This window comes from Haloferax marisrubri (assembly GCF_001469875.2).
In the GTDB taxonomy this organism is placed as follows: Archaea; Halobacteriota; Halobacteria; order Halobacteriales; family Haloferacaceae; genus Haloferax; species Haloferax marisrubri.
On the sequence record NZ_LOPW02000010.1, the window covers coordinates 55,371 to 76,059 of the forward strand.

At 69.1% G+C, this 20,689-nt stretch carries 22 protein-coding genes; 11 read left to right on the forward strand and 11 right to left on the reverse strand.

All coding sequences use genetic code 11. From position 1 onward, the window contains the following. The first annotated feature begins 2 nt into the window (after positions 1 to 2). Together AUR65_RS07445 and AUR65_RS07450 are read left to right on the forward strand one after the other, a co-directional pair. Entirely contained in the window at positions 3 to 440 is a 438-nt protein-coding gene (locus AUR65_RS07445; RefSeq protein WP_058566237.1) for a DUF7112 family protein, read from the forward strand. A 54-nt stretch (positions 441 to 494) separates the two neighbouring features. Further along, on the forward strand, positions 495 to 923 hold the full coding sequence (locus AUR65_RS07450; RefSeq protein WP_058566238.1) for a DUF5807 family protein: 429 nt from the start codon (positions 495 to 497) through the stop codon (positions 921 to 923). A 63-nt stretch (positions 924 to 986) separates the two neighbouring features. On the opposite strand, the gene AUR65_RS07455 is transcribed toward AUR65_RS07450, so the two are convergent. Both AUR65_RS07455 and AUR65_RS07460 read right to left on the reverse strand, forming a co-directional pair. Further along, the gene (locus AUR65_RS07455; RefSeq protein ID WP_058566239.1) at positions 987 to 2,246 is read right to left on the reverse strand and encodes a DHH family phosphoesterase; all 1,260 of its coding nucleotides are present in this window, start codon (positions 2,244 to 2,246) and stop codon (positions 987 to 989) included. A 125-nt stretch (positions 2,247 to 2,371) separates the two neighbouring features. Continuing rightward, positions 2,372 to 2,833, reverse strand: a complete 462-nt coding sequence (locus tag AUR65_RS07460) for a universal stress protein (protein WP_186328097.1) — start codon at positions 2,831 to 2,833, stop codon at positions 2,372 to 2,374. Between the two features lie 101 nt (positions 2,834 to 2,934). Here AUR65_RS07460 and AUR65_RS07465 point away from each other — a divergent pair, with 101 nt between their 5' ends. After that, positions 2,935 to 3,390, forward strand: coding sequence for a universal stress protein (locus AUR65_RS07465; RefSeq protein WP_058566241.1), 456 nt, complete (start codon positions 2,935 to 2,937; stop codon positions 3,388 to 3,390). 36 nt (positions 3,391 to 3,426) lie between these two features. Here AUR65_RS07465 and AUR65_RS07470 read toward each other — a convergent pair whose 3' ends face one another. Both AUR65_RS07470 and AUR65_RS07475 read right to left on the reverse strand, forming a co-directional pair. Further along, complete coding sequence (locus tag AUR65_RS07470) at positions 3,427 to 3,981, reverse strand: GNAT family N-acetyltransferase (protein ID WP_058566242.1); 555 nt, start codon at positions 3,979 to 3,981, stop codon at positions 3,427 to 3,429. Next, complete coding sequence (locus AUR65_RS07475; protein WP_058566243.1) at positions 3,978 to 4,346, reverse strand: universal stress protein; 369 nt, start codon at positions 4,344 to 4,346, stop codon at positions 3,978 to 3,980. Before AUR65_RS07475 ends, AUR65_RS07470 begins: the two co-directional genes overlap by 4 nt. Before the next feature lie 120 nt (positions 4,347 to 4,466). Here AUR65_RS07475 and AUR65_RS07480 point away from each other — a divergent pair, with 120 nt between their 5' ends. Then, positions 4,467 to 5,204, forward strand: a complete 738-nt coding sequence (locus AUR65_RS07480; RefSeq protein WP_058566244.1) for a DUF5806 family protein — start codon at positions 4,467 to 4,469, stop codon at positions 5,202 to 5,204. Between the two features lie 80 nt (positions 5,205 to 5,284). Here AUR65_RS07480 and AUR65_RS07485 read toward each other — a convergent pair whose 3' ends face one another. Further along, positions 5,285 to 5,806: a DUF7529 family protein gene (locus AUR65_RS07485; protein WP_058566245.1), complete on the reverse strand. Its 522-nt coding sequence runs from the start codon at positions 5,804 to 5,806 to the stop codon at positions 5,285 to 5,287. A 131-nt stretch (positions 5,807 to 5,937) separates the two neighbouring features. Here AUR65_RS07485 and AUR65_RS07490 point away from each other — a divergent pair, with 131 nt between their 5' ends. Continuing rightward, complete coding sequence (locus tag AUR65_RS07490) at positions 5,938 to 6,390, forward strand: hypothetical protein (protein ID WP_058566246.1); 453 nt, start codon at positions 5,938 to 5,940, stop codon at positions 6,388 to 6,390. A 33-nt stretch (positions 6,391 to 6,423) separates the two neighbouring features. On the opposite strand, the gene AUR65_RS07495 is transcribed toward AUR65_RS07490, so the two are convergent. Together AUR65_RS07495 and AUR65_RS07500 are read right to left on the reverse strand one after the other, a co-directional pair. After that, on the reverse strand, positions 6,424 to 7,713 hold the full coding sequence (locus AUR65_RS07495; protein ID WP_058566247.1) for a dihydroorotase: 1,290 nt from the start codon (positions 7,711 to 7,713) through the stop codon (positions 6,424 to 6,426). Positions 7,714 to 7,827: 114 nt separating this feature from the next. Further along, entirely contained in the window at positions 7,828 to 8,514 is a 687-nt protein-coding gene (locus AUR65_RS07500; protein ID WP_058566248.1) for a lipoate--protein ligase family protein, read from the reverse strand. A gap of 54 nt (positions 8,515 to 8,568) precedes the next feature. Here AUR65_RS07500 and AUR65_RS07505 point away from each other — a divergent pair, with 54 nt between their 5' ends. Both AUR65_RS07505 and AUR65_RS07510 read left to right on the forward strand, forming a co-directional pair. Beyond that, positions 8,569 to 9,480, forward strand: a complete 912-nt coding sequence (locus AUR65_RS07505) for a hypothetical protein (RefSeq protein WP_058566249.1) — start codon at positions 8,569 to 8,571, stop codon at positions 9,478 to 9,480. A gap of 219 nt (positions 9,481 to 9,699) precedes the next feature. Next, positions 9,700 to 10,383 carry a helix-turn-helix domain-containing protein gene (locus AUR65_RS07510; protein ID WP_058566250.1) on the forward strand — a complete coding sequence of 228 codons (684 nt, stop codon included), beginning with the start codon at positions 9,700 to 9,702 and terminating at the stop codon, positions 10,381 to 10,383. A gap of 202 nt (positions 10,384 to 10,585) precedes the next feature. On the opposite strand, the gene AUR65_RS07515 is transcribed toward AUR65_RS07510, so the two are convergent. Together AUR65_RS07515 and AUR65_RS07520 are read right to left on the reverse strand one after the other, a co-directional pair. After that, positions 10,586 to 11,713, reverse strand: coding sequence for a hypothetical protein (locus AUR65_RS07515; protein WP_058566251.1), 1,128 nt, complete (start codon positions 11,711 to 11,713; stop codon positions 10,586 to 10,588). A gap of 82 nt (positions 11,714 to 11,795) precedes the next feature. Beyond that, positions 11,796 to 14,387, reverse strand: a complete 2,592-nt coding sequence (locus AUR65_RS07520) for a PAS domain S-box protein (protein WP_058566252.1) — start codon at positions 14,385 to 14,387, stop codon at positions 11,796 to 11,798. Between the two features lie 114 nt (positions 14,388 to 14,501). On the opposite strand from AUR65_RS07520, the gene AUR65_RS07525 reads away from it, so the two are divergent. Continuing rightward, positions 14,502 to 14,987, forward strand: a complete 486-nt coding sequence (locus tag AUR65_RS07525; RefSeq protein WP_058566253.1) for a PaaI family thioesterase — start codon at positions 14,502 to 14,504, stop codon at positions 14,985 to 14,987. 84 nt (positions 14,988 to 15,071) lie between these two features. Here AUR65_RS07525 and AUR65_RS07530 read toward each other — a convergent pair whose 3' ends face one another. After that, positions 15,072 to 15,644, reverse strand: a complete 573-nt coding sequence (locus tag AUR65_RS07530) for a cysteine hydrolase family protein (RefSeq protein WP_058566254.1) — start codon at positions 15,642 to 15,644, stop codon at positions 15,072 to 15,074. Positions 15,645 to 15,743: 99 nt separating this feature from the next. Between AUR65_RS07530 and AUR65_RS07535 the strand changes: the two genes are divergently transcribed. The 3 genes from AUR65_RS07535 to AUR65_RS07545 all read left to right on the forward strand — a co-directional run bounded on the left by AUR65_RS07535 (position 15,744) and on the right by AUR65_RS07545 (position 19,983). Further along, a complete protein-coding gene (locus tag AUR65_RS07535; protein WP_058566255.1) occupies positions 15,744 to 17,189 on the forward strand; it encodes an Hvo_1808 family surface protein in 1,446 nt (481 codons plus the stop codon). 45 nt (positions 17,190 to 17,234) lie between these two features. Continuing rightward, positions 17,235 to 18,665 (forward strand): Hvo_1808 family surface protein, encoded by a 1,431-nt coding sequence (locus AUR65_RS07540; protein WP_058566256.1) that lies wholly within the window; start codon positions 17,235 to 17,237, stop codon positions 18,663 to 18,665. Positions 18,666 to 18,825: 160 nt separating this feature from the next. Further along, positions 18,826 to 19,983, forward strand: a complete 1,158-nt coding sequence (locus AUR65_RS07545; protein ID WP_058566257.1) for a nicotinate phosphoribosyltransferase — start codon at positions 18,826 to 18,828, stop codon at positions 19,981 to 19,983. Positions 19,984 to 20,071: 88 nt separating this feature from the next. On the opposite strand, the gene AUR65_RS07550 is transcribed toward AUR65_RS07545, so the two are convergent. After that, complete coding sequence (locus AUR65_RS07550; RefSeq protein ID WP_058566258.1) at positions 20,072 to 20,674, reverse strand: TIGR00296 family protein; 603 nt, start codon at positions 20,672 to 20,674, stop codon at positions 20,072 to 20,074. Between the last annotated feature and the right edge of the window lie 15 nt (positions 20,675 to 20,689).

Genomic DNA, 20,689 nt, shown 5'->3' on the forward strand with positions numbered 1-20,689 from the left:
CCGTGCCAGAGCAACTGCCCTCCGATCATCCGTCGGTCCAGACGTTCCGCGCGAACATCGCCCGGAGCGGCGGGACCCGTCGCCCCTGTCTTCGCGTCCCCGACGACGTGACCGCCGAAGACGGCGAGTTCGTCCGTCTCCACCTCGACGGCACCGCGTATCACGCCCGTCTCTCGGCCGACGCCTCGGGACTCGTGATTCGCGGCGCGTACGACAACAAGCGCCTCGCGCGCACCCCGAACGACGGCGAGAACCGACTCGTCGAGTGGTGCCGAGAACACGACCGGGCCGACGGCGACGCCGTCGAACTCGACGAACTGGACGACGGCTACCAGTACGGTCTCCGGGTTCCCGGAGTCCGGCAGGTGTACCGCATCACCGAACGCCCGAACGACTCGCTTTCGAGCATCGCCGAGAAGTTCGGTCTGTCCGACGAGTGACTAGTCGCACTCCGAGACACGCCGCTTTTACGCGCCGACCGCTCTAGGCGGGGTATGAGCAAGGTAACGGAGTACCTCGCAGGCGAGCGCCTCGACGACGTGGCGCTCTATCTCACCCACGAGTACCTCGACAGCCAGGGCAAACTACCGAACATGGGCGTCGAAGTCGACAACGGCTACGTTCTCGTCGTCCCCGGTGACGACGGCCGCCGCGCCTTCGCGGCCGGCACGGGCATGGACGCCATGGAGTTCGCCCAGACCGCCATGGGCAACGACGGCGACATCGACGACGACCTGAGCGGCGGCACCTGCCCCGAGGCGGCCGCCGAGGAGAACCACGAGGTGAAGTTCATCTTCTCCTTCGCCGAGGAGCAAAACGAGGAGGTCGGCGGCATCTACGAGGAGGGCGACGTGGTCCACGCCTACGCCAAGTGCACCTGCGGGACGACGTACTCCGACCGCTGGGTCGTCGACGACGCGTAATCGGCCCCCGTTTTTTGACGCTGGTTTTCCGACTCGGATTCGGCTTCGGGGTCGCGTTCGCCGTTAGCGCTCGGTCTCGACGCCTTCGTCGTCGTCGGCCGCCTCGTCGTCGGCTTCGGCTTCCGCTTTCTCGACCGCGTCGGCGACCTGCTCGAACGCCCGGAGGATGACGCGCTTCGTCGTCGCGCCCTGCGTCGTCCAGTGGTGGGCGTAGTCGAGCATGTCGTCGTAGATGTCGGGCTTACAGCCGGCGGCCTTCGGGTGGCCGCCGCCGTTGACGAGGTCCGCGACCTCGTGACAGCGTTCGAAGTCGTCGGAGCCGCGGATGCTGGCGCTTCCGGCGGGCTTGACGACGACCGCCGCGTCCGCGCCCGACTCGCGGAGGGCGTCGGCGACCTCGTTCTGCGAACACCGGCCGTAGGTGACGCCGACCGTCCAGTCGCCGACGGTCTTCAGCTCGGCGCGGTCGACGGCGGCTTGGATGAGGTTCTCCTTTTCGACGCGGCGGTGGGCGATGTACTCCTCGACGACCGGCGGGAGGTCCGCGCCGTACGCGCCGACGACGGCGACGTACTCCTCTTTCGAGGTCCAGTAGGCGTAGTCCGCGAGGTCCTGACTCCGCTCGTCTTCGTTCAGCCAGAGGTCGTGGTCGCGGGTGACGGCCGCGAGTTCCGAAAACCGCTCGTCGAACTCGTAGTCGAGTTCGCGGAGCGTCACGTCGGTCGAACACTCTTCGTCGGACTCGCCGACGACGAGGTCGACGCCGGCCTCGCGGACCGCCTCGGCCACCTCGGGCTTCCACTGGTGGTGGTCGTACCAGTGAATCTCGCCCGCCGTCTCGACGAGCGCGGCGAGTTCCTCCTCGACGTACTCGAACTTGTCCGGACAGAGGTCACAGACGTACACCTCGACGCCCTCGGGGGCGTAGTCGGCCACGCGCTGGAGGTCGTCTTCGAGCGAGTACGGACTCGACCCCATCAACGCGACCGGCGATTTCGGGCGTTCTTCCTCGTCTTCCTCGGCGAGGGCGGCTTCGTCTTCCTCCTCGTCGTCCTCGTCGTCTGCGAGTTTCTCCTCGATGCGTTCTTCGAAGTCGGCCACGTCGAGGGCGGCGTCGTACGCCTCCCGGAGGAGGGCGACGCAGCCGAGGCCGTCGGCGTCGGTGTCGGTGACGACCGCGACCGACGCGTCTTCGAGCTTCTCCTTGGCGCGCTCTTCGGCGCGTTCCTCGTCGAACGAGTCGGGGTAGAAGAATCCGGCTCCGGGGAGCACGGACTTACGGGGGAGCGAGAGCTGAGAACTGTCGATGAGCTCGTCTTCCATACGCCGAACTCGGGCGCGACGGGGAAAACTCCTCCCGATTCGGTCGCTTCGCCGGTCGCCCGTTGGTCACGCTGGTCACCGGCCTGTCGCCGACGGACCGCCGACTGCTCGGGCGACCTCGTCGTTCAGGCGGCCTCGTCGCTCAGCAGGGAGTCCGTCGTCCCCTCTTCCAACTGGCGGACCGTCAGCACCGGCACCGGACAGGTCCGAACGACGCGCTCGGCGACGCTCCCGATGAGAAAGCGGTTCTCGCCGTGTCGGCCGCGGGTGCCCATGGCGACGGCGTCGGCGTCAACCTCGCGGGCGTAGTTCGAAATCTCGGCCGCGGGGCGGCCCTCTCGCACCGCGACGGTCACCTCGCGGTCGGTCGCGGCCTCGACCTCGGCGAGCGCCTCCTCGCCGCGTTCGGTGAGCGCGTCACGCATCTCGTCGCGGAGTCGGTCCGGCGCGGTCTCCACGTCGCCGGCGTCGATGACGTACAGCGCGTGGACCGACGCGTCGAACCGCTCTGCGAGGTCGACGGCGACGCTGACCGCCCGGCGGACGCTCGCCGAACCGTCGGTGGCGATGACGATGGTGTCGAACATGTCCACGGGTTCACGGCGCGGCGGCATAAAACCAGTCTGGGGCGGTCGGCCGTCGGGAGCGTGGGGTGAGTTTTTTGTCGTCCCCCGACGCAGGTGGGGACATGTCACCGCGCCCGCTCTCTATCGACCTCGTTCTCGTGCCGGTCGACCAAAGCGAGGAGGCGACGCGCGCGGCGGAGTACGCCGCCGCCGTCGCGGCCGAGTACGACGCCGCGGTCCACGCCGTCCACGTCCTCGGCGAGGACGTCGTCCGCGCCATAGAGCAGGGCGTCGTCGACGAGGACGCCGTCGCCGAGGACAGCAAAGCCGTGACCGACACGGTCTCGGCCCTCGCCGAAAACGCCGACGTTCCAGTCACCACCTCCGTGGCTTACGGCTTCTCGCGGACGAGCAAGCTCCGCCACCCCGGAAGCGTCGTCCTCGACACCGCAGAAGAACTGAACGCGGACTTCATCGTCGTGCCCCGAGAGCCGGTGTCGGGCGACCCCGGCGAAGTGCTCGCCAAGGCCGCCGAGTACGTCCTTCTGTACGCCAGCCAGCCCGTCCTCTCGGTCTGAGTCGCAGGTCGTTGTCGTCGTGACTCCGCGTCGCCCTCAACCGCCCTCCTCGTCCGGCGGTTCGGCGAGTCGGATGGTCATCTCCAGTTCGAAGCTCTCGGCGTCGCTCGTCTCGAAGCCGACGGTCTGGTAGAGGCCGACCGCCGCGCGGTTCCAGCGCTCGACCGTGAGCCACACCTTCTCGACGCCGGACACCCGGCCGTAGCCGAGGAGCGCCTTGATGAGCCGCGTGCCGATACCGGCGCGCTGGTACGTCTGGTGGACGAAGATAGCGAGTTCGTAGGCGTCGCCGTCGGGGACGAGCGTCGCGTGGCCGGCCACCTCGTCGCCGTCCCACGCGATGACGTTCAGACAGTCCTCGTCGAGGATGTTCTCCAGCCAGTCGCGGATGCGGTCCTCGCGCCCCGGCGGGATGCCCTGCGCGCGGTCCGAGGGGTCGAACGCGTCGTACATCTCGACGAGCGCCTCCATCTCCTCGTCGGAGCCGTCGTACGCGCGCACCTCGATGGTGCGGTCTTCCCTGTCGGTGAACGACAGCGGCGGCGCGTCGTAGGGGTCGGCGACGGCGTCGGAGAACGTTCGGTTGCTCATCGTACTAGAGTGACGGTCACGTGGGAGTTCAAGAGGACGAACTCCGCGATGTTGCCGATCTGTATCTTCCCCATCGGGCTCGTCTCCCCGCCGCCGAGCACCAGTTGGTCGAACCCCTCGTTCTCGGCGAGGTCCACGAGGGAGCTCCCCGGGTCGCCGTCGAGCAGGCGGACGGGCGCGTCGACGCCGCGCTCGTCGAGCAGTTCCGTCACCCGCGTTTCGATGTCCTCGCGCGAGCGCTCGCCGGCCGGGTTGTCGACGATGGCGACCGTGAGGTCGTCGCCCACGTTGGCCGTCCGTTCGACCGTCTTTTCGAGCGCTCGGATGGAATCGTCGCTGCCACCGATTCCGAGCAGTACCTTCATGATTCCCAATCTCGCGGTCGTGATAGAAAACCCTTGCCCGGAATCGGGGGGCGACACCCCCGCCGGCGGGGGACCGCACGTCGCGGAACCCTTTTCGGCCGTGCCGCGGTAGCCCGCGGTATGACAGACGAGTCCGACGAGTTCGAGACGGGCGCGAGCGACGCCGAGGAGACGGCTCGCCCCGGCGCGGACGCGCGAGCGGAGGCGGACGAAGCGGCGGCAGACGCGGCGGCGGCAACTACGGAGACGGCAGGCGCGGAACCGACGGACGCGGAGGCCGCCGACGCGGCCGACCCCGAGGCCGACGCCGACGGTGCAGATTCCGATTCCGAAGACGCCGAAGACGCCGAAGACGCCGTTCCGGAGGACGTACAGAAGTACGCCCGGTTCAAGAAGGTCGACGGCGCGCAGTACGACCGCGTCAACGACTTCCTCCGCCAGCGGACCTACGTGACCGCCCGCGAGTGGGCCATCGCGCGACTCTGCGCCGACTTCCGGACCGAGACGGGCGTCGAGATGACGAAAATCGGGAACAACCTCCCCGAACTCGTCCCCTTCATGACCGACACCTACACCCCGCAGGCGGTCAATCAGGCCCGGTCTGCGTTCCGCGACAAGGTCCGAAAGTCGGGCGCGACGTTCCTCTACGGCGCGATGTCCGGCTTTTTCACCGCCGAGGAACTCGACGAGATGATGTACGAGGTGACGGAAATCGCCAAGTTCCTGCTCGAAGTCGAGGGCGTGGACCTCTCGGTCGAAGAGGAACTGGAGGCCGAAGAGCGCATTTCGAGCGTCATGCGGGAGGTCCGCGAGGCGAGCACGGAACTGCGACAAGAAGAGCTGTCGGACGAGGAGTGAGACTCCGCGGCCGGTACGCACCGGCCTCGAACCGGTTTCGAACCGCCCCGCCCCCAAACCGACTCCCCGCGGATTCGCGCTCAGGGGAACAGCGGCTCGGGGTTCGACTGGACTAACTCGACGCGTCGGTCCGCCTCGACCGGTCGGACGTAGAGGCGGAGCTCACCCTGTTCTCGTGCTCGCGTCACCATCGCGTCCACCTTGTCCAGCCCGTAGTACAGCGGGACGACGACGGCCTTCGACGCCGCGGCGTCCTGCACGACCGAGACGGCGAACACGGTGTCGTCCTCGCGGGCGCGGTACACGTCGTAGCGGTCGAACTCGGCCGACTCGACCCACGACGACAGCGACTCGAATTCGCTTCCGGGGACGAGCACGTCGAACCCGACGCGGTCCGTCGCCTCGGGCAGGTTCGCCGGCGGCAGCACCGTCACGTCGCCGGGGTGGAGCACGAGCGTCTCCCAGCCCTCGTCTTCGTACTCGGCCGCGGTCGCCTCGGCGTCCTCCACGACCGTCTCCCAGAACGACAGCAGTCCCGTGAGTGCGTGCGGTTCGTCCGCGTTCGGGCCGCGACCTCGGGGCGGCGTCTGCTCGTCGGTCATGCGTGTCACTCCCTCGGGGTGTCGGACGGGAAAAGGATTCGCTTGCATCGGGTTCGTCCGGTCCCCGACCGAGCCCTCGACACCCGGTGACGACGGAACTGCTATCTGTCTCCCCGCCGACAGTCGGCCCGATGCGCTGGTCACTCCGCGCGGTCCTCGGGTCGTTTCAGCTCCCCGTCGCCGGTGCCGGGGTCGCGCTCCTCGCGTTCGTCTGGCGGACCGCCGTCACGATGCCCCCGCCGCCGCCCGGAAGTGACGGCTTCGTCCACGGGCTCGCGGGCTTTTTCCTCCTCGTGTTCGGAGTCGCCGGCTTCGTCCTCCTCGCGGGCGGCCTGCTCATCCCGCCCGGGCCGGGCTACGGCGTCGCGTTCACTCGCAACCAGCGTTGGCTGTTCGCCTACGCGCTGGTCTCGCCGGCCCTCGCCGTGGGCGGCTTCCTCGCAACCGTCGTCGCATCGTCCGCACTCGGCGGCCTCGGCGGCCTCGCCGGGTCGGCCGTCTCGCTCGTCGTCCTGACGGCGCCGCTCGCGGTGCTCGTCGGCGTCGGCTGGAAGGGCGCGCAGGTCGCGGCCGCGCGGTTCTGAGGGTTTCGGGGCCCCAGTCGCGCTCAATCGCGCTCAGTCGCGGACGTTCTCGCCGGCGACTTCGCCGAAGCCGTCGCCGTCCCAGACGAACTCGCCGCGGAGCATCGTCCACTCGGGGAAGACGCCGGTGTGGCCCTCGAACGGGGTCCAGTCGCACTTCGAGTGGAGGTCCGAGCCGCGAATCTCGCGGGCGGCGTCGAGGTCGTACAGCGCGAGGTCGGCGTCAGCGCCCGCCTCGATGCGGCCCTTGCGCGGCAGGTCGAACACCTCTGCGGGGTTCGCGGCGACCACGTCGCGGACTCGTTCGGCGGTGAGGTCGCCCTCGACGACCGCGCCCAGAAGCAGGGGCACCATCGTCTCGACGCCGGGAACGCCGCTCGGAGCATCGAGGAGCGACTGTTCTTTCTCCTCGCGCGTGTGCGGCGCGTGGTCCGTGGCGACCATGTCGATGCGGCCGTCGGCGAGGCGCTCGAACATGGCCTCGCGGCGCGCCTCGGAGCGGAGCGGCGGGTTCATCCGGCCGTAGGTGCCCAACTCGGCGAGGTCGTCGCGGGACAGAAACAGGTGGTGCGGCGTCGCCTCGCAGGTCGCGCCGCCGTCGCGGGCGGCGTCGACGCCCTCGGGTGTGCTCGTGTGGGCGATGTGAATCTGCGCACCGGTCTCGCCGCCGACGCGGACGGCGCGCTCGACGGCGGCCGCCTCGGCCTCGGCGGTGCGGTAGGCGCTCCACGCGTCTGCGTCGGCGTCGTGGCCGACCCCCCCGAGGTCGCCCTCGATGGCCGACTCGTCGAATAGGTCGGCGTCCTCGGCGTGGACCGTGACGGGCACGCCCGCCTCGCCGGCGCGCTCCGCGGCCTCGGAAAACAGGTCGGCCTCGATGCCCATGTCGCCGGTCGAATCGGCGAGGAACACCTCACCGAGGGCGAAAAGCGGGCGGTCGAGGAGGCTGTCGGGGTCCCAGTCGGCGGTGACGCCGCCGTTGATGCCGTAGTCGATACAGGACTTCGCGGCGCGCTCGGCCTTCGTGTCGAAGCCCGCGCCGTCGGTCGTCGTCGGGTTGGTGTTCGGCTGGTCGGCGACGGTCGTCACGCCGCCCGCGGCGGCGCTCCGCGCGCCCGTCTCCCACGTCTCTTTGTGCTCGAAGCCCGGTTCGCGGAAGTGGACGTGCACGTCGATAGCGCCCGGTAGAAGCAGGTTCTCCTCGGCGTCGACGGTCTCCTCGTCGGCGACGGGGTCGAGGTCGCCGACCGCCTCGACGGTCCCGTCCTCGACGCGGACGTCGACCACGCGGCCGTCGGCCAGCGTCGCGTTCTCGATTCGCATACGAGGGGGTGCGACGCGCCGGGTGCTAAGTCCGGCGGTTCGGGTAGTGGCGGCGGTTCGGAACGTGGCTTCGACCCATCATATTCTCCCACCGCTGGACACGCCCCGCGTCGCTCACGCGAGGTCCGCCGCGTCTTCGACTCGGGTGTCCGCGTCGCCGACGAAGACGGCTTCGAGGGCGTCGCAGACCGCGTCCGGGCTTCCCGGTCCCCCGGCGTCGGCGACGCTGCCCACCGAATCCGGGTCGAAGGGGACCTCGATGGCCTCGTAGACGGGCGCGAGCACGTCGGCTATCTCGTCGCGGTCGGCGACGACGACCACGCCGGAGACGAGCGCGCTCTCCTTGCGGACCCGCTGGGCGATGCCGCAGAGCTTCCCGCCCGCTTGGACCGAGTGGTCGCCGGGACAGTACGACTGCGGGGGCTCGCCCCGACGCGCGGGGACGCCGAGTGTTCGGAGGGCGCGGACGACGGCGGTCGTTCCGGCCTCGTACCGCGCGTCGAGTCCGGTCCGGGCGTCGTCGAGCGGGAGCGCGTGGGCGAACGCGACGGTGGTTCCCGTGTAGGCCACCGCGCGACCGCCGACGGAGCGCTCGACGGCCGGGAATCCGCGTTCCTCGGCGGCGGCGACGGCCTCGTCGTACCGCGGGGCACGGGTGTCGCGCCTGCCGAACGCGAGTTGTCGGTGCGGCGTCCACGCGCGGACGGCCGGTTCGCCCGTCTCGCCCGCCTCGCGGAGCATGGCCGCGGTGACCGCCCGGTCTGCGTCCCGGTCGGGCCCGCGGCCGCGGATGACGCGCATGCCTGAGAGAACCACCCCGACGTACCTAAGCGCACCCGTCCCGTCCCGACGACCATGCTGCGACTGCCGCGGTCGATACTCTCGCGCTTCGAGCGCTTCTCGCTCTACAACTCGCCGTATCCCGCCCACGACAGCGGCTGTGCAATCGACCTCTACGTCGCCGACGACGACCCGGTGGCCCGCTCGCCCGTCGCGGGGGTCGTCCGCGAGACGCGGACTGTCCGCGCACCGGACAAGCCCTACGCCCACGACGACGAGTACCTCATTCTCGTGGACGTGGACGCCGACGCCACCGGACTGGACTGGCTCGGCGACCCAGACGACGACCCGCGCGAAGGACTGGTCGCGCGAATCCTCCACGTCGACCCCGGGGTCGACGCGGGCGACGAGGTCGCCGTCGGCGACTCGCTGGGACGACTCGTCCGCTCCGGATTCTTCGCCCCGTGGGTCGCAAACCACGTCCACCTCGGCTTCCGGTCGGTGGACGCGAATCACCACCGCGCTCGCGGGTCGCTCCCGGTTTCGCCCGACGTGACCGTCTCGCCGCTCGACTGGGACGGGACGGGAACCGTCGTCGAGACGGCGGAGACGTTTGTCGTCCTCGACGCGCCGGCCCGCGCCGACGCGGGGTTCGGCCCAGACGAGTTCGTCGGCCTCGCCAGCGACGAGGGCGTCGTTCTCGACGGCGGTCTCGCCCACTACGGCTTCGGGGGCACGCTCTCGCCCGTCGGAGACGGACAGTCGTTGTCGCTCCTCGGCGAGCGGGTCGGTCGAACCGCCGGCCGCGACGTTCCGTGGGCCGGTTTCGACGTGCTCGTCGACGGCGAGAAAGTCAACGGGTTGTCACTATTTGCGTCCCGCGTCGATTTCGGGACCAAAATCGTCTGCCCCGGCCACGACTTCGCCGTCGGTGACGAGGTGTCGGTCGCGATTCACCCCAGTTCCGACCCCATTAGACTCGACTGAGTCCGCAGAAGTGATTTATGGCTGACACGAATGCGCCGGTCGGTGGCGACTGAACGGGTCCTCCATATTGAGGGTCAGTTCTTAAATTCCTTTACTATGAAAGGGCGAGTCTCCGCAAAAAATATCCTTCGCTCACCCGTATTTTTCTCCGTTTGTGAGACTCGACATACGAACGTGTGCCGTCGTTTCGGTCTTCGACGCCGCCGTCCCCGCGCCGCGATGACCGACGACCACGACACCGGGTACGAGGTCGAACTCGGCCACCCGCTGGCCAGCGTGTCCTCCGACGCGACGCTCGAAGACCCCAAATTCGAACTCACGTTCGTCGGCGGCGTCCCCGTGTCCGGCAAGCCCGTTCCGTACTTCGTCGCCCGCGGGAGAGACCGCGAGACGCTCGACGACTTCCTCGACGACCACGCGAGCATCGCGCGCTTCGAGCCGGTTTCCGACGGTCCCGAGGGACGGCTCTACCGCTGCGAGTGGGCGACCCGCGACGGCGATATCATCTCGGCGATTCGCGAGTGCGACGGCATCGTCCGCCGGATGGTCGGCACGAGATACGGCTGGTCGCTGTCGGTGTACTTCCCGTCGAACGAGCTGACCACCCGGTTCCACGACGCGTGTCTCTCCCGCGACATCGACATCGACGTGCGCCGCGTCGAGCCCGCCCGCCTCGACGAGCGTCACCCCCCGGACACCGCCCTCTCGGAGAAGCAACTGACGGCGCTTCGGCTCGCCTTCGAACGGGGCTATTTCGAGACGCCGAAAGAGGCCGGTCTCGGCGACATCGCGAGCCACTTGGACATCACCGAGCAGGCGCTCTCGCAGCGACTCCGCCGAGCGCTCCGACACCTCGTGGGGTCGGCGATAGACGACCTCGAACGCGACTCGCGGTCCGAGTGAGGAGTCGGCGTCGCGTCAGAATGGGACCGTGGTGGGGGGCGTGGCAACCGGGCGCGAGATGCCACGGCGGTGTCGATTTTTCGACCGGGACGGAGGCGACTCGCGGAGCCTCCGGCGGTGCGCCCGCGTGGGGGGTGCCACCGACGCATACCTGTACACCGATTCTAGTAATATATCTGACCCTTGTGTGGACAATCGGTATTTAACGCTCGTCGAAGTAATCGAGGTACGCCGAGGCGAACGCCCGGACCTCGTCGTACGTCGGCGGCGACCCGTTTCGGACGAAGTGGCCCGCGACGGCGTTGCCGACGACGAGCGACTCCGCGCGGCCGAGGTCGAGGACGTGCGCGAGCGCGAGGCCCGCGTTGAAGTGGTCGCCCGAACTCGTCGTCAACACCGGGTCGTCCGTCCGGGGGACGCCGACGGTCGCGGTCCCTTCCTCGTCGACGAGGTGCGCTTCTTCGATGCCGTGGCCCGCGAATCGGCTGACGCCGAGGTGGTCGAACGCCGCCTGCGACTCGCGGCCGAAGTCGTCGCTCTCGACGCCCGCCAGCCGCGCGAGGTAGCGCGTCTCGTAGCGGTTCGCCGAGACGACGACGCGCACCGCGTCGTCCAGCGCCGACACCTGCTCGACGCCCGCGGCGACCACGTCGGGCTCTCGCTTTCTGAGGTCGCCGGGGTCCAACAGCAGCGTCTCCGGCGGGTCCGAGAGCGTCGGCCACAGTTCCTCGCGGAGGCCGCGGGCCACGTCCGGTAGCTCGGGCATCTCCGACCAGTAGCCCATCCCGACGAGTTCGGTCCCGTCGACCAGTTCGGCGAGTCGGTCGAGGCCGACGCGCGACTCGATTCCGGCCCAGTCGAGCGTCATCAGCGCGCCGATTTCGGTGAGCATCAGTTTTCCGTCGCCGAACTCGACGGCGTCGGTGTAGCCCGGCGACCCGAGGGTCTCCAGCGGGAGGTGGCCGAACTCCTCGACGAACGGCTCTTCGACCGGGTCTCCGAGACAGCCGACGACTCCGGGCTCGAACCCCATTCGGTCGAAGGCGCGCGCGAGGTGGCTCACGTGTCCACCGGTTCGGACGCCGTCTTGGATCCACTCGAAGGTGAGCGAACTCTCCGCTTCGACCGAGTCGTTCACGCGGTCGGCGAACGCTTCGAGCGTCGGTACTCGCTCGTAGGCGTCGGCCGACTGCCGCTCGGAGACGAACTCCCGAACGCGGTCGATGTAGCCGTCGAACCCGAACAGCACCCGCCCGCCGTCGACGCGCTCGGGGAGCGACTCCCGGCACGAGTCGGCCGCGCGGACGGTCGTCTCGTCTGGTGTCTCCATGGCGCTCCGTTCGGACGACCCGCAATTAGTGTTGCCGCCGGCGGCGACACTCCCGTCCCGTCAGCGGTCGCTTCCGAGGCCGTCAGCGGTTGCTCTCGGTCGTGATTTCGAACCGCGCGCCGCCGTCGTCGCTCTCGACGAACCAGACGCTCCAGCCGTGGGCGTTCACGACGCTCATGACGACGCTGAGCCCGAAGCCGGTCCCCTCGGAACTCGTGGTGTAGCCCGCCTCGAAGATGCGGGGGCGGTCGTCCGGCGGAATCCCCGGACCGTCGTCTTCGACGTAGAACCCGGCGCGGTCGTCGAGGGGGCCGACCCCGACGGTCACCTCGTCGCCGCCGTGGCGAATCGCGTTCGAAAAGAGGTTCTCGAGGAGCTGTCTGAGCCGCCCGCGGTGGGCGTTGACCGAGATTTCGCCGTCGACGACGAGCGTCGCTTCCGGCGCGTCGCTCGCGGCGGTCGTCCACGCCGCCTCGGCGACGGACCCGAGCGACAGTCGCTCGGCCTCCTCGACCGTCTGGCCGTTGCGCGCGAGCGCCAACACGTCCTCGACGATGCCGGCCATCCGGTCGTGGGCGGCCGCGACCCGGTCCAGTTCGTCGCCGTCGTACTGCTCGCGGGCGAGTTCGAGATAGCCCATCGCCGCGTTCAGCGGGTTCTTGAGGTCGTGAGAGACGACCGACGCGAACGATTCGAGCTGTTCGTTCTGGCTGGCGAGTTCGCGTTCGCGCCGCCGCAGGAGCTGTTCGCGTTCGACCCGGTCCAACACCGCGCGGGTGTTGGCGGCCAGCACCTTCGCCAACGCGATGCGCTGGTCGGCCAGCGAGTCATCGCCGAGGGAAGCGACGAAGAACACGCCGTGGTCGGGAATCGGGACGATGAGTTCCTCTTTGACCCCGGCGTCGAGGACGAACCGCCGCGGGTTCGAGCCCACGTCCCGGTAGAGGTTGTGCTCGCCGCGCTCGAACACCTCCCACGTCAGACCGGCCCCCCGCGGAATGGGCGGCACGTCGCCGAACACCGCCCACGCCTCGTCCGTGAACGCCGTCGGGACGAGCGCGTCCAGCGACTCGTCGTACAGGAGAACGCCGCTAATCGCGTAGTCGAGGACCTCCGTGGCGGCCTCGCGGACGATTTCGGCGACCTCCTCGCGGTTCGTCGCCCCGGTCAGCCGCCGGGTCGAGGCGTGGAGCGCGTTGAGCCGCTGCTCGTACCGCTTTCGGGCCGTGACGTCCGTCGAGATGCCGACCGCGCCCACGACCTCGTCGTCGTCGCCGACGATGGGCGAGACGGTGAACTCGACCACGTAGTTCTTCTCGGGGAGCGACAGCTCGATTTCGAACCGCTCGCGGGTGCTCTCGCCGTCGAGAATGGCGTCGAGGGCGGCCTCGGCGCGCTCGTAGTATTCGTCGGCGAGATAGCCGGCGTCGCGGAGCGCGGAGATGTGCCGGCCGACGAACGCCGACATGGGGATGGTCGTCCGCGACAGCGCGGTCTCGTTGATGAACTGGACCACGCCGGACTCGTCGACCACGTACGCGCCCTGTCCGATGCTCTCGACGATGGTCTCGTACCGCTTGAGCCGCTGTTCGTAGCTCCGCTGTTCGGTCACGTTCCGCGAGGTGACGACGAACCCGCCGACGGAGGTGTCCGCCTGATTGCTCCCCACGGACTCGAGCCACGTCCACGACCCCTCGGCGTTCCGGTGGCGGTACCGGACGGCCTCGGTCCCGTCGGCCCCCGTCTGGAGCGCGTGGTCGAAGACGGCCTCGACGTGCTCCCAGTCGTCGGGGTGAATCAGGTCGGCGACGCGCCTGCCGACCAGTTCGCCGGGCTCGAACCCGAGCACGTCGGTGACGGAGGGGCTCTGGTACTTGATTCGGCCGTCGGTCCCGACGAGGGTCACGAGGTCGCGCGCCAACTCCACGAGACCGCGGAACTGCGCCTCCGTGGCGCGCTGTTCGGTCACGTCACGCATCGAGACGAGGACGCCGTACGAGCCGTGGTACTCGATGTCCTTGACGTTCGCCGCGCACTCGCGGACGCCGCCCTCGGCGTCGACGAGGCGGACCTCGTAGCTCACGGGCGCGTCGCCGCCCCGCCGCCGCGTCTCGGAGATGCGGCTGACTTTCTCCCGGTCGTCGGGGTGGATGACGTCGAGAAGCGCGGTCTCGGCGAGTTCGTCGTCGCTTCGGCCGGTGAGTTCGGTCAGCCGGCGGTTCCAAAAGCGGAAGTCGCCGTCCTGCGCGATGAAGATGGCGTCGTGGCTCTGCTCGACGACGGTCCGGTACAGCGAGTCCGAGTCCCGCCCGCTCGACGCCCACCGGGAGAACTCGATGGTGCGCTCGATTCGCGCGGCGACCGCGGCGGTCGCCTTCTTCGTCCTTGGCAGACCGACGACGATGGCCCCGCTCCCGTGGGCCGACCCGCCGGCGCTCGCGGTTCCGTGGGTGACGAGAAAGAAGACCGGGACGACGCCGACTCGGTCGCGGATGCGGGAGACGAACTCGGTGTCGACGTCGCCGCAGAGGACGACGCCGCCGACCCCGTCGTCCAGGGCGTCGAACGCCGCGTCCGGTCCCTCGCACGTCTCGGTCGTGAAGCCGCGTCGCTCGACGGCCTCGACGAGGCCGTCTGGGCACTCGTCGACGAGCACGACGCGGGAATCGCTCATACCAGTATCAGTCCGGGAAACTGTATATATCTCACGTGATACCAACCTGACGAGTGTCCGACGCCCCCGACACCGACCGTCGGTTACATACTATTTGACACACTCGTTCGTGACATGTCCGACGACTTTCCCGCCGAGGCCGCGGCAATCGTCCAGCGGCACATCGAGGACGAACACGGCTACCTGTCGTGGCTCAACACCCGGGTCGGCGCCATCGAGCGCGGCCGCATCGTGATGACCATCCCGTACGACGAAAAGCTCACCAACACCGTGTCGCCGCCGACCATCCACGGCGGCATCGCGGCGACGCTCATCGACACCGCGGGCGGCATCGCCCTCCGGACGATGCTCGACGACCCGCTCGCCGGCGGCGTCGCCACCATCAACCTCAACGTGAACTACCTGCGGCGGGCGTCGGGCGACCTGACCGCGGTCGCGGAGGTCGTCCGCGCCGGCGGGTCGGTCGGCGTGAGCACCATCACCGTCGTCAGCACCGACCCCGAGGAGGACTCGGACGTGGCCGCCCGGCAGTCGCCGTCGAGCGACTGGAACGACGCCGTCGCCACCGGACAGGGCGCGTACCGGCTCTTTCGGGAGTGAGACGCGGCCGAAGGCGCGGTCAGCGTTGGGGCCGGAGTCGGGGCCGGAGTCGAGGCTCCGCTCGCTCCCGGCGGGGCCGCCGGCCTACTCGAACGTCACGTCCGCGAGCGTCGTCGTCTCGCCGAACAGCCAGTCGGCGTGGTCGACGGCGTACTCCTTGTGTTCCGCTTCGATGTAGCCGAGCGCGTCGGTGACGAGAATCGGTCGGTAGTCCCGCAGGCCGGCGCTCCCGGCGGTGTGGAGGACGCAGACATTCGCCAGCGTGCCGCAGATGAGCAGGTCGTCCACGCCGTGGCTGTCGAGCCACCCCTCTAGTTGCGTCTGGTAGAACGCGTCGTAGGTGTGCTTCTCGACGACGAGGTCCTCGTCGCGCACGTCGAGGTCGCCGTGGAGGTCGGCGTCCCACGTCCCCTCGACGACGTGTTCGCCCCAGCGCTCGAACTCGTCGTAGTAGTGGTTGCCGTCGAACTGCTCCGGCGGGTGCACGTCGCGGGTGTAGACGACGCGCGCGCCGGCGTCGCGGGCGGCGTCGACCAGGTCGGTGACGGGCTCGATTGCTGATTCGCTCCCCGGTGCGAACAGGCTCCCGTCGGGGTGGCAAAAGCCGTTCTGCATGTCGACGACGACCACCGCGGCTCGGTTCGGGTCGAGTGCCATGCGCGTGAGTTGCGCCGGGACGACCAAAACAGTACGCGACGGGGCGATTCGACGCTCGACCCCGACAAGGTACTTCACTCCGGAGTCCAAGGATACGGTATGCGAACGCCCGGTCTCCGCGCCGTTTTCGCCGCCCTACTCTTGGTTCTCGCCGGCTGTGCCGCTCCCACGGCCGCGCCCGGCGGCGACGCGCAACCCGCGACGCCCGACCCGGACAGAGAAGGATTCGCCGACCCCGACCAGGACGTGCTCGGCTGGGAGGACGGCTACTGGTACGACGAGCCCATCGCCGTCGACCAGTCCGACGGCCTCAACGACTCCGAGATGGATGCGTACGTCGCCCGCGGGATGGCCCGCGTCGAACACCTCCGGCAGTTGGAGTTCGACGAGCGCGTCCCCGTGAACGTCATCTCCCGCGACGACTACCGGAGCGACAGCGCCAACAACTCCGGGCCGGCCGACTCCGAGTTCAACCGCTGGAACGACCAGGTGTGGGAGGCGCTGTTCATCACCGGTGAATCGACCGGAAGCGCGAGCGCCATCTCCGAGACGACCGGCAGTTCGGTCCTCGGGTTCTACTCGCCGTCCGCCGACGAGATCAAAATCGTCACCGACTCGACCGACGAGCCGACCATCGACAACACCACGCTCGTCCACGAACTGGTCCACGCCCTGCAGGACCAGCACTTCGACCTGACCGACGCCCGCTTCCGCGGCGAGACGCAGGACGGCGACCTCGCCATCGACGGCATCGTCGAGGGCGACGCCAGATACGTCGAACAGCAGTACGTCGACCAGTGCGCGGCCGGCACGTGGGACTGCGTCGTCACGCCCGCCGCGGGCGGCTCCGGCGGCGGGTCGGGCGGCGGCGGCCCGAACCTCGGCATCCTGCTCACTATCTACCAGCCGTACTCCGACGGCCCGGTCTACGTTCACGACCTGTACGAACAGGGCGGCTGGGAGGCCGTCAACGACGCCCTTCGCAACCCGCCGGTGTCCTCCGAACAGACCATCCACGTGACCGACGAGTCGCCGCGTCCCATCTCCTTCGCCGACGAGGGGACGAACGGCTGGACCACCTTCCCCGGTCAGGGCGTCGAGGGCTCCGACACGGTCGGCGAGGCGTCGATGTTCTCGATGTTCTGGTATCAGGCTCGCACGTCCGGCGCGGAGACCGTCCGCGTCCAGTCCATCCTCGACACGACCTCGGAGTACGACACGTACAACTACGACGCCGCGCCGTCGAACGGCTGGGCGAACGACCGCCTGTTCCCCTACCGTAACGAGGCCGGCGCGGAGACCGAGTACGGCTACGTCTGGGTGACCGAGTGGGACACCGACGGCGACGCACAGGAGTTCCACGACGCCTACCTGAACATCCTCAGCGCCCACGACGCCACCCAGCGTGACGACGGCATCTACGTCATCGAGGACGGCTCGTTCAACGACGCCTTCCGGGTCGTCCGCACCGGTGACCGCGTCGTCATCGTCAACGGCCCGGCACCCGCCGACGTGGACGAGATTCGGCCGGGGCTCGCGTCGTAACCCCCGCGCCGAGACGCTTTTTCGTCTTCCGCCCCTGCACCCGCTATGAATCGCCGTCGCCTCGCCGCCGTTCTCTCCGCCCTTCTCCTCGTCGTCGCCGGCTGTGCCGCTCCCGTCGCCGACCCCGACGCCGCGGGAGACGCGTCCAACGAGGCGGACGGGACCGCGGACCCGGCCGACGACTGGTCGTGGCCCGACGACCCGCCGACCGACCGACTGGGCTGGGAGGCCGGCTACTGGTACAACGAGTCCATCGCGGTCAACCAGTCCGACGGCCTGAACGCGACCGAGCGCGAGGCGTTCGTCGCTCGGACGATGGCCCGCGTCGAGGTCGTCCGCGAACTGGAGTTCGAGGAGTCCGTGCCGGTCGAAGTCATCTCCCGCGCCGAGTACCGAAACCAATCGGACGAGCCCGCGGACCCGGTCCACAGCGACTGGAACGACCAGGTGTGGGAGGCGCTGTTGTTAGTCGGCGAGGACCGGACCATCGACGAGGTGTTCGACGAACTGTACGGCGGCGCGGTGCTCGGCTACTACTCGCCCTCCGAGGACCGAATCGTCATCGTGAGCGACGACGACCAGCCGACCATCGACCGGCGGACGCTCGCCCACGAACTCCACCACGCCCTGCAGGACCAGCAGTTCGGGCTGGACGGTTCGCCGTCGACGCAGGACGCCCAACTCGCCGAGAGCGGGCTGGTCGAAGGCGACGCCCGCTACGTCGACCGGCTGTACGAGGAGCGCTGTGCGGCCGACTGGGACTGCGTTCCCCGGCCGCCGGCCAGCGGCTCGGGAAGCGGCTCGTACGATTACCCGGTGTTCCTGACCATCTACGCACCCTACAGCGAGGGGGCGACGTTCGTCTCGGACCTGCGCGAGCGCGGCGGCTGGGCGGCCGTCGACGACGCCTACGCCGACCGTCCGGCCTCGACCGAGCAGATTCTCCACCCGAAGCGGTACCCCGACGAGCGCCCGGTCGAGGTGACGGTCGAAGACCGGTCGTCGGCCGCGTGGACGCGCTACGACACCGACCCCGTCGCCGACACGGTCGGCGAGGCGTCCATCTTCGCCACGTTCTGGAAGCACCGCGCCATCGACCGGGCGCGACTCCAACAGGACACCGGCGCGTACTCGCCGTACAACTACACGGCCGGCCCCTCCAAGGGCTGGGCCGGCGACGCGGTGGTTCCCTACCGCCCGGCGTCGGACGAGAGCTACGAGGCGAACCCCCACGAGCGCGGCTACGTCTGGCGGACGGTCTGGGACACCGAGGCTGACGCCGAGCAGTTCGAGCGGGCCTACGTGACCTACACGCTGCGGCTCCGACTCGGCGGGTCGTACGCGGGCGAGAACACCTATCTCGTCGACGACGGTCCCTTCGCGGACGCCTACCGCGTGACGAGGGAGGGGAACACCGTCACCATCGTCAACGCGCCGACGGTGGAGCAGTTAGACGAGGTTCACAGTCGGGAGTGACGGGTGACGGGCCGGATGTGTCCGCCGAACACCCGGGAGTCGAAAGACCGGGACAGTCTCGTCCCTGGGTCGCCGTCTGCTGACCCGTTGAAGAAAATTCGTCTTCGACGCACGTGACCGATTATACACCTTTTTCATCGGCCGGGTGGAATCCGCGCCAATGAGTGACTTCGATATCGTCGGTCCCGAGGCCATCCGCGACGGCGTCGCGACCGACGCCTACTTCGAGCGGACCGAGGCGACCCTCCGACACGCGGGCAAGAACCCCCGCGTCGTCGCCGAGGTGACGGCCGACCAGTTCCCCGACGGCGATTTCGAGCTGTTCGCCGGCGTGAAGGACGCCGCCGAACTGCTCTCCGGCCGCGATATCGACGTCGACGCCATGCCCGAGGGCCTGCTGTTCGACGGCGGCCCCGTGATGCGAATCGAGGGCGACTACCTCGAATTCGCCCGGCTCGAAACCTCGCTGCTCGGCTTCCTCTCGCACGCGTCGGGCTGTGCGACGGCCGCCCTCGAAGCCCGCTCGGCGGCTCCCGACTCGACTGTCCTCTCGTTCGGCGCGCGGCACGTCCATCCCTCCATCGCCGCGATGATCGAGCGGAGCGCCCTCGTCGCCGGCCTCGACGGCTTCTCGCACGTCGCCGCCGGCGAGATTCTCGGGAAGGAGGCGTCGGGGACGATGCCCCACGCGCTCCTCATCGCCTTCGGGCGCGGCAATCAGGCCGAGGCGTTCCGCGCCTTCGACGAGGCGGTCGCCGAGGACGTGCCGCGGGTCGCCCTCTGTGACACCTACGGCGACGAGACCGAGGAAGTCCTGCAGGCGGTCGAGACGCTCGGCGACGACCTCGACAGCGTCCGCCTCGACACCACCTCCTCGCGCCGCGGCGACTTCCGCCACATCGTCCGCGAGGTCCGCTGGGAACTCGACGCCCGCGGCCACGAGGACGTGGGCATCTTCGTGAGCGGCGGCCTCGGTCCGGCCGAACTCCGGCACCTCCGCGACGTGGTCGAGGGCTTCGGCGTCGGCGGCTACATCTCGAACGCCAACCCGGTTGACTTCGCGCTCGACATCGTCGAGGTCAACGGCGAACCCGCGGCCAAGCGGGGCAAGCTCTCGGGCGTCAAAGAGGTCTTCCGCACGGCCGACGGCGGCCATCACGTCGGCCTCCGCGGGCGACCCGGCCCGACCGACGGCGAGTCGCTCCTCGAACCGCTCATCCGCGACGGCGAGGTCGTCTCGGAGTTCGATTTCGACATCGACGCGGCCGCGACGCGGGCCAGAGAAGACGCCGAGTTGGTCGGCTTCGGCGACGAGTAAGAACGCGCGCTCGTTCTCCGGCGACGCTCGGAGCCGTCGCTCGCCAGTTAGGTTTCCCCCCAAGGAGTCGCGTCGTCGCCGCGACGACTTACAGCGCTTCGACGCTTCCGCCGTCGTCGCGCTCGCGGAAGACCTGCCCTTCGAACAGGGTAATCATGGTGTCTTCGTCCTGCCACGCCAGCGGCGACAGGCCGGCCTTGCGGCAGGCGTTCGTGAGGAACTCTTCTTTCGACCAGCCGAGTTCGATGGGGAGCGTCGGATACATCCAGCCGTGGGTGCCGCCGGCGTCGATGGCGACTCCGTGAGTACCGAGCTCGATGTCTGCGACTGGGTCGTTAGTCAGCGTGTAATTGTTGACGATGCAAACAGAGATGTTCAGATTCGGGAGTTCGGGTGCTTCGATTTCGGTCTGGCACGAGTCGCCCGACGCGGCCTTGATGGCCGCGTCGACGATGGCGTGACCGAGTTGGTCTTTCCCCCGATATGCGCCCGCACAGCCCCGCAGTCGACCGCGCCCACGTGTCGACTTGATGCGGACGAACGCCCCGGTTCGGGCGTAAAACGCGTCGCGCATGCTGCCCGGTTGTTCTCTCTGTCCGTGAAGAACGTACGATTCGACCGATTCCCGCGCTAGTTCGACCGCCCGCGCCCCATCCTCGTAGGTGAGGTGTACGGTCTGCGCCTCGGACATATTATTATTCAAGTC